At 34.5% G+C, this 15412-nt stretch carries 13 protein-coding genes; 7 read left to right on the top strand and 6 right to left on the bottom strand.

From position 1 onward, the window contains the following. The 3 genes from F3J23_RS21015 to F3J23_RS21770 all read left to right on the top strand — a co-directional run. On the top strand, positions 1 to 1043 hold a 1043-nt coding region (locus F3J23_RS21015; protein ID WP_317167756.1), incomplete at its 5' end, for an RHS repeat-associated core domain-containing protein. After that, positions 1040 to 1516, top strand: a complete 477-nt coding sequence (locus tag F3J23_RS21020; protein WP_167033442.1) for a hypothetical protein — start codon at positions 1040 to 1042, stop codon at positions 1514 to 1516. The genes F3J23_RS21015 and F3J23_RS21020, both read left to right, overlap by 4 nt. A 189-nt stretch (positions 1517 to 1705) precedes the next feature. Continuing rightward, entirely contained in the window at positions 1706 to 2851 is a 1146-nt protein-coding gene (locus tag F3J23_RS21770; protein ID WP_317167757.1) for an RHS repeat-associated core domain-containing protein, read from the top strand. 652 nt (positions 2852 to 3503) lie between these two features. On the opposite strand, the gene F3J23_RS21030 is transcribed toward F3J23_RS21770, so the two are convergent. Next, positions 3504 to 4442 (bottom strand): IS256 family transposase, encoded by a 939-nt coding sequence (locus F3J23_RS21030; protein ID WP_317167758.1) that lies wholly within the window; start codon positions 4440 to 4442, stop codon positions 3504 to 3506. A 740-nt stretch (positions 4443 to 5182) separates the two neighbouring features. Here F3J23_RS21030 and F3J23_RS21035 point away from each other — a divergent pair. Beyond that, positions 5183 to 5404, top strand: coding sequence for a hypothetical protein (locus F3J23_RS21035; RefSeq protein ID WP_167033444.1), 222 nt, complete (start codon positions 5183 to 5185; stop codon positions 5402 to 5404). Positions 5405 to 5427: 23 nt separating this feature from the next. Here F3J23_RS21035 and ruvC read toward each other — a convergent pair whose 3' ends face one another. Then, positions 5428 to 5982, bottom strand: coding sequence for a crossover junction endodeoxyribonuclease RuvC (ruvC, locus tag F3J23_RS21040; RefSeq protein ID WP_167033446.1), 555 nt, complete (start codon positions 5980 to 5982; stop codon positions 5428 to 5430). A 184-nt stretch (positions 5983 to 6166) separates the two neighbouring features. Here ruvC and F3J23_RS21045 point away from each other — a divergent pair, with 184 nt between their 5' ends. After that, positions 6167 to 6655 (top strand): hypothetical protein, encoded by a 489-nt coding sequence (locus F3J23_RS21045; RefSeq protein WP_167033448.1) that lies wholly within the window; start codon positions 6167 to 6169, stop codon positions 6653 to 6655. Beyond that, complete coding sequence (locus tag F3J23_RS21050; protein WP_167033450.1) at positions 6652 to 8013, top strand: M64 family metallopeptidase; 1362 nt, start codon at positions 6652 to 6654, stop codon at positions 8011 to 8013. The genes F3J23_RS21045 and F3J23_RS21050 overlap by 4 nt, the downstream gene beginning before the upstream one ends. Positions 8014 to 8045: 32 nt before the next feature. On the opposite strand, the gene F3J23_RS21055 is transcribed toward F3J23_RS21050, so the two are convergent. The 4 genes from F3J23_RS21055 to F3J23_RS21070 form a co-directional block, all read right to left on the bottom strand. Next, complete coding sequence (locus tag F3J23_RS21055) at positions 8046 to 8570, bottom strand: 2'-5' RNA ligase family protein (RefSeq protein WP_167033452.1); 525 nt, start codon at positions 8568 to 8570, stop codon at positions 8046 to 8048. A gap of 145 nt (positions 8571 to 8715) precedes the next feature. Further along, the gene (locus F3J23_RS21060; protein WP_167033454.1) at positions 8716 to 9789 is read right to left on the bottom strand and encodes a GEVED domain-containing protein; all 1074 of its coding nucleotides are present in this window, start codon (positions 9787 to 9789) and stop codon (positions 8716 to 8718) included. A gap of 584 nt (positions 9790 to 10373) precedes the next feature. Further along, positions 10374 to 11498 (bottom strand): serine hydrolase domain-containing protein, encoded by a 1125-nt coding sequence (locus F3J23_RS21065; protein ID WP_167033456.1) that lies wholly within the window; start codon positions 11496 to 11498, stop codon positions 10374 to 10376. A gap of 232 nt (positions 11499 to 11730) precedes the next feature. Then, positions 11731 to 12441, bottom strand: coding sequence for a diphthine--ammonia ligase (locus tag F3J23_RS21070; protein WP_167033458.1), 711 nt, complete (start codon positions 12439 to 12441; stop codon positions 11731 to 11733). 123 nt (positions 12442 to 12564) lie between these two features. On the opposite strand from F3J23_RS21070, the gene F3J23_RS21075 reads away from it, so the two are divergent. Continuing rightward, positions 12565 to 15297 carry a M16 family metallopeptidase gene (locus F3J23_RS21075; protein ID WP_167033460.1) on the top strand — a complete coding sequence of 911 codons (2733 nt, stop codon included), beginning with the start codon at positions 12565 to 12567 and terminating at the stop codon, positions 15295 to 15297. Positions 15298 to 15412: the final 115 nt, after the last annotated feature.

Genomic DNA, 15412 nt, shown 5'->3' on the forward strand with positions numbered 1-15412 from the left:
AGTATATTTACAACTATACAGACCATTTAGGAAATGTAAGATTAAGCTATTTCCACAATGGAAGCGGAATAGAAGTTCTAGAGGAAAACAATTACTATCCATTCGGATTGAAACATGAGGGATATAACCCTTTGGCAGGGAACCCTATGTATCAATACAAGTACAACGGCAAAGAATTGCAGGAAAGCGGGATGTATGATTATGGAGCAAGAATGTATATGCCTGACTTGGGAAGATGGGGTGTAATCGATCCGTTGGCGGAAACTTCCAGACGTTGGTCAACATATACTTATGCTTATAATAATCCGATTAGATTTATTGATCCGGATGGGAGACAAGCGGAAGATAAGATTAAGATTTTTAATAATGGTACTATAGAAAGAACAAAAGATAATAATGCTTATGATACTATTACCAATGAAGATGAATCTAAGTCTATAAAGATTGCACGGACAAATGTTACAGAAAAGAACCCGACAGGGGATTCGCAGATTGGGGATGCTAAAAAACTTCCTTTCGAAATAAAGGGAAGTGGCGAGAGTGAAGGTAGCGCAAGTTCAACATATACATATTTACAAATAGAAAACTATGATGTGGCAACCCAATTCTTTGAGTTTGCTGCGGAAAATACAGATGTTGAATTTTCTCAAGATACATTTAACTTTAATGATGGTTATAGCACAAGTATCATAAGTACTAACCATTCGGTTGATCAATCATATAATGCAGGCTTTATGTTAGCACCTTATGCTTTTGGAGGGCATGTTATACAAGATGGAACCCATACTGAAAATGTACACTCTCATCCAAGTGGTACTGGCTATGCTCCGTCTGGTTTTGCTGGATTGTTTATGAATGGAAAAGTTAGTTATGGTTATAATCCTTTACATGGAGATGGCGAGAAAGAAGGAGGGGATAGAGTGCTTAAGCAAATACCAGGCTTAACAAGATTTTTGTATAGTCGAGCCTTGAACAAAAGAATGGGAGGTGGATATGTTCAATATGATAATAAGAACGCAACTTATAAAGGAAAAACAAAATGAAAAGAATAATATTATTAGGGATTTTTATTTTTTGCTTAATTAATTGTAAATCTCAAATTGGTAAAAAGGATGCAGAATATATTTTGAATAATGCTATAGAACTTTCTAAGAAAGATGATATAAAAAAATATTTTATAATAGTGTCATCTATGAATATAAAAGATACGGCGTTTTATAAAAATGGAAGCTTCGGTATTGGTATTACAATTATGGATAGTAAAGCAACTTATGGTTTAAAGTATAAAAAATTATATTCTTATAAAGGAATTACTGTTGTTTCAAAAGATTCTTTGAAAATTTTTAAATCTTTATTTAGTCCTATACCTTATCAAAATCTAAATAAAAGTCAAATAAAAGAATTAAGTTATAATCCATTTAATATTACATTAATTTTTAATAAAGAATCAAAATTATTGTACACTTTTCCAGATGATTACGAAAATTATTTTAAAGATTATAAAAACAGTAAATAATAAGTAGTACCTGCTCTGCGGAGTTTGTAACTTTGTGGCAGATAAAAAAGAACCCACCGCAATTGCGGTGGGTTTATGTTATAAACTGATTCAAACAATTATTCCCTCATCCAATATAATTATCTAAATTTACCGGTAAAGATTACCCAAAACTCAAAAGTAACCGATTATCTTTACACAGCAGGCGGAGTGAAAGTAAGAAAGGTTTTTGGAACGGAAACAACTGATTATCTGGATGGTTTCCAGTATAAATCAACATTCGGGATTGAATCGTGGAATGGAGAAGGTACTTGTCAACCTGGCCCTAATGAAATTCCTGAATTAAAATTAAGAATAATCCCCACTTCAGAAGGCTATTATGATGCCTTACTGAACCGGTATATTTACAATTTTACAGACCATTTAGGAAATGTAAGATTAAGCTATTTCCATAATGGAAGCGGAATAGAAGTTCTAGAGGAAAACAATTACTATCCATTCGGATTGAAACATGAGGGATATAACCCTTTGGCGGGAAATCCTATGTATCAATACAAGTACAATGGTAAGGAGTTGCAGGAAAGCGGGATGTATGATTATGGAGCAAGAATGTATATGCCTGACTTGGGAAGATGGGGTGTTGTTGATCCACTAGCTGAAAAGATGACAAGACATAGTCCTTATAATTATGCTTTTAACAATCCTATTATGTTTGTTGATCCTGATGGTAGAGAAGCTCTTACAGGAGAAGCTGCAAGACAGGCTTTTATTAAACTTAGAAATTCAACGTCAAATCCAACGTCAAATCCAACTGATGATATAACTGTTAATAGTAAAGGAACTATTACAGGTATTGTGAAAAATAATAAAGCTAATAGATTTTTTGACCAAAATGGGAAACAGTTTTTTTTTAATGATCCTGAGGGTGTTGACAAAATTAATTTGAAATCTGGAACATATAAAAAGGGCGATCAATTATTTAATTATATTCCAAAGGGGCGCTTTTTTGGTTTTATGAAAACCGCAGGGTTTGATGCATTACAATATAATTTAAGAGCTAATAGGGCTATTAAAAATGGAGATAAAGACGCAACTATGATTAACCGATATGCTGCATTACAAATAGCTAAAAAAGAATCTTATGACAAAGCTGATTTTGCAATGTCAACATTGATTCCTACCTATTCTTATCCTGAATACGAAGGTAATAGAAGAAGACCTTATTTAGAAACCATTGTGGAAACAGCAGATTATTTTAAATTTGGAGATTCTAATACTTTATATAATTTATTCGATGCAGGAAATTATATGTGGGGAGCGTGGATGCATTTAAATGGATTTGAAAAAAACGGTTAAGTTTGGCTCAAATTTAAACGAAGTAATGAGGGGGAATATTGGAGATACTGCAGCAGATCAAAAATCAATTTTTGATGGATTTGATTACACTGGTTATTAAAAAAATAAGAATGAAAAATAAAATTCAATACATACCATTATTATTTTTTTTAGTAAATGTCTTTATTTATTTAACATTTCGTATTATTTTTAAATATGATATGAATAGAAAACTGTATTATGATTTTCATACCAATATTACTCCTATTTTAGTTTTACTTAATTTTTTAGTTTCTATAATATTTTTTATAATTCTCTACATAAAAAGAGAATATGAGAAAATGTATTATGCATTATACCCTATACTAATATATGTTATACTTTTCGTCATCACATTAATTATTTCATTTAAATAACAGATATGTCTACGGGATGAGTTCCATGGAATATACGGTAAAATGGGAAAAGGCGCTAAAATTAATACAAATGTTAAAATGTAATAGCCATGACTTGATCTGACAGTTAGGGGTTAAAATAATTGTCAGTTATCTAATATTGTCCTTACTTGACACTATCTCGTCAAGTGTGTAAGTTAAAAAGTTAGGCTTGGATTTTATAATCTGAGCCTATTTTCAAAAATAAGCATAGATTGGTTGAGAACAATACCCAAATTTTAAATAGGCATTGTCCATTTTTTTGTTGACTCTTTCAAAGCAAGATATACGGGCTTTACTACTGGATCATCGGTAGGAAAAGACATCTTGTTTTTGGTGTATTTTCTTATTTTTCCGTTAAGATTTTCAATTAAATTAGTGGTATAAATGATCTTACGTATCTCTAAAGGAAATTCAAAAAATATATTCAGTTCATCCCAATTATTCCGCCAAGATGCGATAACATAAGAATATTTGCTTTCCCATTTTCCTGCAAAATCATTTAGAGCTGCTTCTGCGGCTTGTTTTGTTGGAGCAGTATAAATATGCTTCATATCGGCAGAGAACTCTTTTCTGTCCTTCCACACCACATATTTACAGGCATTTCTGATTTGATGAACCACACAAATTTGAGTTTGAGATTCAGGAAACACAGAACGTATAGTCTGGGTAAATCCGTTTAAATTATCAGTGGCGGTAATGAGAATATCTTCTACACCACGGGCTTTTAAATCCGTGAGAACACTGATCCAGAAGGCTGAGCTTTCATTTTTTCCAAGCCACATTCCCAATACTTCTTTCCTTCCGTCGCGCTTTAGTCCAACAGCCAGATAAATAGTTTTATTAATGACTTTGGAGTTTTCCCTTACCTTGAAAACAATCCCATCCATCCAAACAATGAGATATAGATCTTCAAGGGGACGATTCTGCCAACTCATCACTTCACTTGTAACCGCATTGGTTATTCGCGATATGGTAGAATTAGAAACCTCAAAATCATACATCTCATGGATCTGTTGTTCAATGTCTGACACATTCATTCCTTTGGCATAAAATGAGATGATGATGTTTTCCAAGCCATCAATAATGTTGTGCCTTTTGGGAACTAATGTAGGCTCAAAACTTCCTTCACGATCCCTTGGAACTTTAATTTCAGACTCTCCAAAAGACGATTTTATTTTCTTACTGGCGTGTCCGTTTCGGTAATTTCCAGTGGGGACTTCTGGTGTTTCTCATTATCTCGGCATCAAGCACAAGTTCTACAGCTCGTTTGTGAAGCTCTTTAAAGAATGAGGTTAAATCTTCTCCATTCTTGAAGGACTTGCAGAAATCCTTGTTATTTAGTAAATCTTCTTTGTCAATCATAACTATGTAATGGTTAAAAATAATAAAAAGTTATTTCCGAAAAATTTCTTGAGCTGTAAGGGCTCAAAATTTTCCAGAATAACTTTTTAACTTACACAGTTAGTGAGACACTACCTTTCCTATTCTGATTTTGTTTTTTTAACCCATTTTAAAGTGCCTTGAACAACTTCAAAAATCCCTTTAACCATTAACATAAGTATCCCTAGCTACTTCAGCAATTTGTTATAATCACTTTCACAACCTTCTGTACCTATTTATCAAGAGTATATAGCCCGCTCAATAAGTCCCTCTGGCCACTTATGAGCCACCTTCAGGCAGTTAAGTAACCGGTATGCTCCCTTGCCTAGGGGTAAAGGGGTTGGTGAAGGGGGATAAATAATAAGAAACGGGGATTTTATTAACGATCATGCTCAGTAAATCACCGCATTTATATCTTTACCTACCAGCATATAGTTTTTAGAATATCTGATTTTAAGAAAATGAAAGGATTCATCATATGATTTTTTTTAAAATTAACAATGTATTTACTCTAAGCAGTAGAAAGAAATTAATAGTGGCAGGAACTGTAAAAAGTGATAATGAAAATTGGTGTATCAATACATCTAATTATTTATTGATCAATGATGATATAAAACTGTCTATACAAGAGATTAATGAAATGCATATAAAAGATAATTTTTATATAGCCCTTACGTTTGATTTAAATACTTTAGAAGCTAACGTATTGCAAAATATCCTGGAATTGAAAGAGGGATACGAACTTAAAATAATTTAAACGTGTTAAATATATCAATTTCACTACTTCAGCCTATCCGGATTCTGTTTCAGAAAGCTTTCCCATCCGGAATAAGATTTTGTATCCGTAATGGTTCCCGAATTAAAATGGTGGCACACGGCCACAGCGAGACCATCGGAAGCATCCAAATATTTTGTGGGAAATTCCTTTAATTTCAAAAGATTTTGAAGCATTCCGGCTACCTGTTCCTTACTGGCATTTCCATTTCCGGTGATGGCCATTTTGATTTTTTTAGGAGAATATTCCGTGATGGGAATATTTCTGTACAGGCTGGCTGCCATAGCAACACCCTGTGCACGGCCAAGTTTCAGCATACTCTGTACATTTTTTCCATAGAAGGGGGCTTCCAGAGCTACTTCGTCAGGATGATACTCATCGATAAGAGATAATGTTCTTTCAAAAATATATTTGAGTTTGGTTTCGTGATTAGGGTATTTCTTTAAGATCAGTTCATGAATAGAAACCATCTCCATCTTACCTTTTTTTACGGAGATAATACCAAATCCCATTACCGTTGTACCTGGGTCAATACCTAAAATTATTTTCTCTGGAATCATTGGTTCAAAGATAGGACTTTCTAAACTTTTGAAAGGGTGGGAAAATTTTTTACAAAAAACTCAAAATATTTAAAAATTTAAATATTAAAGTATATGGTTGTTAATATTTTACTTAAACTGTAATTTGTTTAGGTTTTCTCTTTGCATGGATTAAAAACTTTATTAACTTTAAATAAAAATGATTATGAAAAATTTACTTAATTGGTTAATGATCCCTGTCTTTCTGCTCTGTAGTTTTCAGGAAAAGAATGAATTATATCCATCCGGTTCGGCATCTGCCATAACGAAAAATGACCGAATTATTTATTTGTTTTTCAAAGCAGATAGAAATTCATCCGGAAATGAAAAAGTGATCCTTCAAAGCAGCAGAATTTCAGACGGAAAACTAAAACACATGCCTTCTTTTGACAGAAATGAAATTCAAAAAGGTGATTTTGTCATCACGCTTGCAGAATCCGGAGGGAAAGAAATTGCCCGACAACTTGTAAAAGATCCGTTGAATCCCGAGTTGGAAGTGTATGAAAAAGATGGGATTTCCAGACACAAAGCATCTCTTCAGAATGCAGAGTTCAGTGCCAGGTTTTCCTATTCCGAAAATGTTCAGCTTATAAAAGTTGAAAAAGCAACAGATTCAGGATTACAGTTAGTATTCACCCAAAAACTACAACGATGAAAAAAGTTTTACTATCCCTTTTAATCAGCAGCAGTTGTTTTGCACAGGTATTTGAAACAGTTCCTCTTTTGCAGAGCGGAGACAATAGCAAACGGGTAATTATTGCCGTTTTAGGAGACGGCTTTACGGCGGCTCAGCAGACCGCTTTTACAACATCGGCTCAAGCTACAATTAATTATCTTTTTACAAAAAGTCCGTATACCGAATATAAAAATTACTTTAATGCCTATGCTGTAAAAGTGGTTTCCACAGAATCGGGGGTAAAACATCCGGGAACCGCTACTGATGTTACGGAACCGGTAATTCCTGTTTCCAATCCTAATAATTATCTGGGATCTAGCTTTGATGTTGGTGTTCACAGATGTATTTACAGTAATACGACCAATAAAGTAGGACAGGTACTGGCAGCCAATGTTCCGGATTACGATATCACTTATGTATTGGGGAATTCTACTGAATATGGCGGCTGTGGAGGCGCTTATGCCTTTGCTTCTTTAAATAATTCTTCCAATGAGATTGTAGTACATGAATTAGGACATTCTTTTGGAAAATTGGCCGATGAATATTGGTTTGCAGGTACTGGTGAATCTGCTAATAAAACACAGAATTCCAATCCGGCAACAATAAAATGGAAAAACTGGGTGGGAGTAAACAATGTGGGCATTTATTCTCATGCAGAAAGCCCAACATGGTTTAGACCTCATCAGAGTTGTGAGATGAGGTATCTCAATCAGCAATTCTGTTCTGTGTGTAAAGAAGCAATTATTGAAAAAATTCATTCACTGGTGTCTCCGGTAGATTCTTTTGTTCCTGCTAATAATACTTCGGTAGATGCAGCGGCAGATGTTACGTTTACAGTGAATGAAATTCTTCCGGTTCCTAATACTTTGATCAATTCCTGGACCTTAAACGGTACAGCCCTTGCGGCAACAGGAAATTCAGTTACCATTAGCCCATCACAGCTTAATACGGGGAATAATACCTTGAACTTTTCCGTAGTAGATGATAATCCACTTTTGAAAGTAGATAATCACAGTACCCTTCATGTGACCAATGTTTCCTGGACCTTGAATAAATCGACTCTTAAACTTTCTGAAGTAAAAGCAGAAGAAAGAAGATTCAGTATCTATCCGAATCCGACAATTGGAGAATTTTACGTCAAAGGCAAAAAAGACTTTTCAAAGGATGTGAAAGTTGAAATATATGATGCTTCAGGAAAACTGATCCCGGGCAGATTTGATTTAAAAGATCCGGCTGCAATCAGGGTAGATATTAAAGATTTTCCGTCAGGAACTTATCTGTTGAATGTCATAGAAAACAAAAATCTGATCATTTCTCAGAAGATCATAAAAGAATAACTTGAATTTAAAATCGGCTCACGCAGCCGATTTTATTTTTTCAGTTTTTTCTCCATAATAGGAAGCCATCTTCCATCATGGCGTAACAATATAATTTTATCAACTAAGAATTTCGTTTTATAATCTTTTTCCTTGTAAACTTCCCATGCTTTAAGGTAGTTATCCCAGCTGAGGTCTCTGTATCCTACTGTGATATGCGGATTGAAAGAATATTTCATAAAGTTGAACTGTTGTTTTACGTTTTCATAAAGTTCAGTTAAAGCCGGATGGGCTTCCGGCTGAACAAAAATCACCGGGTTTTTAGGATTAGGGAAACTCCCAAAACCATTGATCTCAAGTTCAAAAGGTTCCAGTGAGGTATCAATTTTCTGGAATGCCGTATGAATATCACCTTCCAGTTCACTTTCTCTGGAAAAAGGAGGGAAAAGTGTAATGTGGGCATCATTTTTTAATGCTTTGGAGTTACCATAATTTACAGCGAGATCTCTTTTAAAGACTTTTACTTCTTCAATAATTTCCTGAGGAGGATAAATCGCTATGAAATAGAGTTTTTTCATATTGCAAATTAAAATTTTACCTTTGAAATATCCATACATTATCTGATAAAAATGGAAGGGAAAGAACAAAATATGTTCTTTCCCTTCACCACCACATAATATAAAAATGAGAAAGTTATATCTAGTAGATTTATTCTATCAGATATTAATTTTTTCGGATGAATGTAGATGTATTGTAAGGAGAACCAGCCGTTTTAACTACTAAGAAATAGAGTCCAGGCTGCTGTCCTCTAAGATCTAGCCTATTGTTATCTAATGCAACATTAACTACAGATCTTGAGGCATCCATTCTGTAAAGTACAGCACTTACAATAGTATAGTCAGATTGTATATTCACAAAGTCAGAAGTTGGATTTGGATATACTCTGGCTTGAATTTCTCTCGAAGCACGTGTTTTAACAGTTAATACTTCAGAATAATCCGATATTTTTCCGGTTCTAGGATCTGATTTTGCAATTCTGAAAGAATAAGTCTTATTTGGAGTAAGGTTTTTAATTTCAGTGCTAGATTGATTATCCACAACAGCTTTTACAAAATCCAGACGGCCAATGGTTCCTGAGTTGGAGTCTGAAAGCCTTCCGTCTTCTTTATCTGCATCTACAATGTAATATCTCGATCCATCATTGCTATGGTTCCAGTTTAGTTTAACAGAATTCGTTGTAACCTCGCTGGCATTAAATCCTGTAGGAACAGAAATATTCGGATTGGCAACAATTGTAATATTGGTATCTACTACAGATCCGTTGGCAATTGTACCACAGCTTTCAGAATAATTATCAAGGTTCATAATAATTCTCATTTTAGCGGTTCCCAGTTTAGCAGACTTTGGAATATTGATATTAAATCTGTTTTGATTATTATTCGTATTGTAGGTCTTGAACTGAGGAAGCTTTTCATTAGCCTGGAAGACACCATCCTGGTTGAAATCGATCCAGGCATTCCAGTAAGCAACCAGATTCTGATCATTCCTCATAACTCCAGGATGAATCTGAACCTCATGATAACCATAATCTATAGCTCCAGCTTCTGGAAGCTGTGAATAAGGGACGCTTTCATAAGTTGAGACTCCAAAAGATCCGTCCGTTGTTCCATATTCACCTAATGCCAGATAGGATGTTATACTATTGGCAGAAGCCGTGCATAAATTTTGTTGACTTTGCGCGTTCACTACCCCTATCATACTGAGATAGCCGGATAGAAAAATAAATACTTTTTTCATAAGCTCGAAAATAATTTTTTGTGTTAATAATTTAAAGACTGTTACAATTTGCTTGTGAGATAAGGCCTTATCCAAATTGTTGAACTAAAATTAGTTGATCAGACTTAAATTTGCGAGGATATACACGTTAGTAAATGTTTAGAGCTGATTAATAATTGTTATTGAAAATTATAAGCTATAATATTTTAAAGGAAAGGCAATATCATACGATTTAAAATACAATGTGGCGGAGTATTTATAAGTTGAGCAGTAAGTACTATTATTCTGATTATTCATTTTGAAAATCATAATAATAACAGAATATAAAAATATCTTATTCACATATTATTGAATAAATGAAAGGGTTTTTAAAAGGAAGCTCTTAGAAGCCCTATCGACTTGGCGAACTGGTGGATAAAATAAGTCTAGTAATAATTGCTTAAGATAAGAAACGGTAATACCAAGCATTCATTACTTTGAAGCAGTTGTGTTTTGGAGTTTAGGTATAGGTTCCATATCGAGGCTAACAATATTTAACTTCGAAGTTATCGTGGATAATATATTTTAACAAAAAATGATGAAGAATGGGTTTGAAAAAAGGAGGGTTAGTGTCCTGATTTCATTTCAGCCAAAGTATTTTCAAGGTGATCCGTGATCTTTTTCACTTCAATATGCGGTTTGAAGATAGCAGCCTTACCTTTTTCTTCATCTGCAATATTGGACAGAATGATCACTGATGTTTTTGTATCAGGATAATAAATATTTAAAGAAGGAGAACCTTTCACATAGCCACTATGAAAATAAGAATTAGGTTTACCGATATTCAGCATAATTCCATAGGCGTAACCCATTTTTCCTAAGATAGCATGTCGTCTTTCTGCACTTTTAGCCATAAAGAGTTTCAATGTTTCGGGTTTTAAAATCTTGCCTCCATAAAGAGCATTATTCCATAAATGAAGATCTTGTATGGTAGATAATACACCTCCTGCGGGAGTTCCAATCTCCTTTCCGCCTAATCTTTTGGGCATATTGGGCACTTCCTGAAATTTAAGCGGAGTTCCCAGATAAGCTCCTGCAAAATTATTCCCTTTAAAAATATCTCCGGTAGAAGAATGCTTCATTCCTGCCTTTTTAAAAAGCTCCTGTACATTTTCGTCATAAGACTTTCCGGATACGGTTTCCACAATTTTTCCGAGTGCATTAAATCCGTCATTGGAATAGAAGAAATCCGTTCCGCTCTTAAACATCAGCTTTCCTCCGAATAAATTTAATCCTGAAGTATGATTCAACAACTGATGGATGGTAATATCTTCATATTCTTTAATACGGAATTCCTTTAAATATTTTGAGACTTTATCTGTGACATTCAGCTTCCCCTGCTCCATTTGTAATAAAACCAAAACAGCAGTGAACTGCTTACTTACAGAACCAATTGCAAAAATAGTGTTGCTGTCAATTTTTGTTTTTCTTTTAAAATCGGAATATCCATTTTCTCTTATGTATAATGGCAGAGAATCTTTAAAAACAGCAATACTTCCATTGAAATGATATTTTTTAAAGGTTGAATCAAGCTGCTGCTGCAAAAGTGTTTTCTGAAAAGCTGTAATTGTAGAATCAATAACTGCATTTTTATTGATGATTCTGATCGTTTTTGCTGGTTCGTTTTTACAAGAAGCTAAAGTGATCAAAAGAAATAGAAATGAAATAATAGGAAAATTTTTTAAAGCCATTTTGTGTTTGAGGGTAAAATTTCAGCAACATTGCTCCTCAAAAATAGGAAAAAACTCTTAATGTCTGTTAAAGGTTAGATCTGAATATCATTACAATAAACAGGAAAGTATATAAGGTGTCTGCTTTTTTCTATAAAAATAATATTGATAGTATGTTGATTTTCCTCAGATGTAAAAAAATCATAAAATGTTGAGTATATAATATATTTTATACATACCGGAATATTCAGGCTTATTGTAAAATTAAATCACTGAACCAGAAAATATATTCTCCACCTTTGTCTTGCTTATCTGTTTTGGGCTTTGGATAGGTTTTCTTTACCGTTTCCCCAATTTCAAAATGAATCGGATGTTTAAAAAGAGGCCCGTCAAAAGTAAAAGTATGAAACTCGCCGTTTTCTCCGCAGGGGTCCACATGGTCAGGAAGTTCATTCAGGAATTGTTCATCTATAATCCGCCCGGCAAAACCTTTATCCAGGTAATTTCCATTCACACAGGTAACAATCGTTTTAAAGCCAAGATTTAAAAACTCATGGATGAGGCTGGAAGTATTTTGTTTCCAAAGAGGAAAAACAGCACTCATTCCGATAGCGTTTAATTGTTCTTCCCGGTATTTTCGGAGATCTTCCAGAAAAATATCTCCAAAAATAGAATGGGTGATGCCGCTAGCCTTAATTTCCGATATGGTTTTATCCATGATCTCCTGATATTCTTCCATAGATGGTTCTTTTGGAAGCTCCATTTTAACAAGAGGTATGCCTATACTTTCCGCCTGTTTTTCCAGAAGAGAAACATGAACCCCGTGCATGGATATTCTTTGAAACTCTTTATTGATGCTCGTAAGAAGGGTAGTAACTTCGTATTGATCCTCCTGCAAGGTTTTGTAAAGAGCAAGAGCAGAATCTTTTCCGCTGCTCCAGTTGAATAAGGCTTTTGGTTTCATTTAAAGTGATGCGCTTACGTGTATATAATCAATAGCTTTATATAATTTTTAAAAAAATCCTATAAAAGTGATCTAGTTGTTAAAAAGTAGTAAATTTAAAAAGAAAAAACTAAATAAAATCAAATGAAGAATTTACTATTGGGAACAGCCGCCTTTTTTCTAACAGGAGCAGTGAGTCCCGTTCTTGCACAAAAAGCAGAAAGCCCTAAGTTTATAAGTAACACAGAAGGAGTAAAAGAATATTCATTAAACAACGGAATGAAAGTCCTTCTGATCCCTGACGCTTCACAGAGTAATATGGTGGTGAACATCATTTATAATGTAGGTTCAAAACATGAAGGATATGGAGAAAAAGGGATGGCACACCTGCTGGAACATATGCTGTTTAAAAGTACCAAAAAGTTGGGGGATATAAAAAAACAACTTTCAGATAAAGGTGGAGATGCCAATGGAACTACCTGGTATGACAGAACGAATTATTATGAAATCTTCCCTTCTAGTGATGACAATCTGAAATGGGCGTTGGAAATGGAAGCGGACAGAATGATTAATGCCACGATTCTTCAAACCGATCTTGATAAGGAATTTTCTGTAGTAAGAAATGAGTTTGAGATAGGGGAAAATAATCCCGGATCAGTATTGATGGAACGTATTGTTTCAACAGCTTATTTATGGCATAATTACGGAAACAGTACCATCGGAAGTAAAGAAGATATTGAAAGAGTAAAAGCTCCTACATTAAGAAAGTTCTATGAAAAACATTACCAGCCGGATAATGCTACTCTTGTTGTAGCAGGTAAGTTTGATGAAAAACAGGCAATTAATTATATTACTCAATATTTTTCAGTGATTCCTAGACCTTCAAGGGTGCTGGATCAGACCTACACCGTTGAACCGGCTCAGGATGGAGAGCGTTTTATAGAATTGAAACGTTCGGGAGACAGTAAGATTGTGGGAGCATTGTATCATACTGCACCTTATGCGGACAAAGATTATGCAGCGCTGGATGCATTATCGGAAATTTTAACGTCAGATCCTTCCGGATATCTGTACAAAGCAATGATTGATTCTCATAAGGCTGCTTCCATTTATTCATATCAGCCAACAGTAAGAGATGCAGCATATATGTATTTCGGGTTGGAAGTTCCCGCAGATAAGGATGTGAAGGCTGTAGAAAACGACTTCAGAACCGAATTGGATAAAATTTCCGCCATTAAATATACAGAGCAGGATGTTACAAGAGCAAAAGCCAAGATCTTAAAGCAGATTGAAAATACAAAGAACAATACCATTAATTTTGCGATCAGCTTAACGGAAATTGTAGGAGCAGGCGGATATAAACTGGGAATGATGTATCGTGATAATGTTGAAAAGCTGACGTTAGCAGACGTTCAAAGAGCTGCAGATAAATATTTTAAAACGAATAACAGAACAGTAGGGATATTTGTTCCTACAAAAGATGAAATAAGAGTTAAGAATATTGAATATTCCGATGATCAGATTGCTGCTTTAACGAAAGATTATAAAGGAAAAGCTCTTGAAAAAGAAGTGGCACCTTTCGAAGCAAGTATCAAAAATTTAAAAGCGAATCTTTCCGAAGGCAAGCTAAGCAACGGAATGAGATATGGTGTTATTAAAAAAGAAATTAAAGGAGGAAAAATATTGGGAAGTTTCCGTTTCCCTGTAAGTAATGCAAAAGATCTGAACGGGAAGGCACAAATAGGTGCCCTGATGGCCCAGGTTATGAAAACCGGAACAAAATCCCATACAAAAGAGCAGATTCAGGATATGCTGGATCAGTGGAAATCTAATATTGGTTTTTCATTCCGAGGACAAACTTTATATGCCAGTGTAAGTACTTATAAAGAACACCTGCCAAAAGTAATGGGATTGATGAAGGAAATCCTTACAGAATCAAGCTTCCCTGAAACGGAATTGGCAAAAACGGTTAATGAATACAACACCTATCTGGAAGGGTCATTGAATGATCCTCAGGCATTGGCCTTTACTGAAATTGAAAAAGTTACACAAAACTATCCTAAAGAAAGCATTTTCTATACACCATCATTCAAGGAGCAGATTGAGACCAATAAATCAATCAAGAGACAGGAACTGGTTGATTTTTACAACAAAATTTTAGGTAGTAATAATGGTGTAGGAACTATGATTGGTGATCTGGACTCTAAAACAGCTTCTACATTAATGGAAAATACATTCGGAAAATGGAATTCAAAATCTGGTTATGACCTGATCAAGCCTGAACTTTTTGCTACAAAAAAACTGGATAAAGATTATATAACGCCGGATAAGGAAAACGGTGCGGCTGTTGGAAAAATAAGCTTTTCAATGGATAAGAAAAGTCCTGACTATCCGGCATTGGTTATTGCAAACGAAATGTTGGGAAGCGGTGGGTTCCTGACTTCAAGAATTCCAATAAGGCTGCGGGAGAAAGAAGGAATCAGCTATGGCGCAGGTTCATATATCAATGTTCCTTCAGACAATAATGTCGCATCATGGAACTGGTATGCATTCTTTAATCCTACCAAGAAAGATGCGGTGAACAAAGCATTGAAAGAGGAGATTAATAAAGTGGTGAAAGAAGGATTTGGTGAAGATGAATTAAAATCAAACCTGAACTCATGGCTAACTTCAAGAAAAACAGGTCTTGGAAATGATGATACCTTGATGGGGCTTGTTAACAACCAGCTTCAATATGGTATTTCTTTAGAAGATTATGATACATTGGAAGCTAAGGTTTCAGCCTTAAAAGTAGGTCAGGTAAATGACATACTGAGAAAATACATCAGTGAAGATAAACTGACTTCTGTTTTTGCAGGAGACTTCAATAAGAAATAAATGGTTATCATTATTTTTAATTTAAACCCGCGGAAATCATCTGCGGGTTTGTTATTTATGACAACAAAAAACCTCAAAGACATTCTTTGAGGTTTAATTTATAAAACGTCTGTAT

This window comes from Chryseobacterium sp. Tr-659, from assembly GCF_011752975.1.
Taxonomy (GTDB): Bacteria; Bacteroidota; Bacteroidia; order Flavobacteriales; family Weeksellaceae; genus Chryseobacterium.

Excerpts from the sequence above, each read along its gene's own strand:
- F3J23_RS21020 (WP_167033442.1), top strand. The coding sequence starts at position 1,040 with ATGAAAAGAATAATATTATTAGGGATTTTTATTTTTTGCTTAATTAAT.
- ruvC (WP_167033446.1), bottom strand. The coding sequence starts at position 5,982 with ATGATTCCAGAGAAAATAATTTTAGGTATTGACCCAGGTACAACGGTA.
- F3J23_RS21045 (WP_167033448.1), top strand. The coding sequence starts at position 6,167 with ATGAAAAATTTACTTAATTGGTTAATGATCCCTGTCTTTCTGCTCTGT.
- F3J23_RS21050 (WP_167033450.1), top strand. The coding sequence starts at position 6,652 with ATGAAAAAAGTTTTACTATCCCTTTTAATCAGCAGCAGTTGTTTTGCA.
- F3J23_RS21055 (WP_167033452.1), bottom strand. The coding sequence starts at position 8,570 with ATGAAAAAACTCTATTTCATAGCGATTTATCCTCCTCAGGAAATTATT.
- F3J23_RS21060 (WP_167033454.1), bottom strand. The coding sequence starts at position 9,789 with ATGAAAAAAGTATTTATTTTTCTATCCGGCTATCTCAGTATGATAGGG.
- F3J23_RS21065 (WP_167033456.1), bottom strand. The coding sequence starts at position 11,498 with ATGGCTTTAAAAAATTTTCCTATTATTTCATTTCTATTTCTTTTGATC.
- F3J23_RS21070 (WP_167033458.1), bottom strand. The coding sequence starts at position 12,441 with ATGAAACCAAAAGCCTTATTCAACTGGAGCAGCGGAAAAGATTCTGCT.
- F3J23_RS21075 (WP_167033460.1), top strand. The coding sequence starts at position 12,565 with ATGAAGAATTTACTATTGGGAACAGCCGCCTTTTTTCTAACAGGAGCA.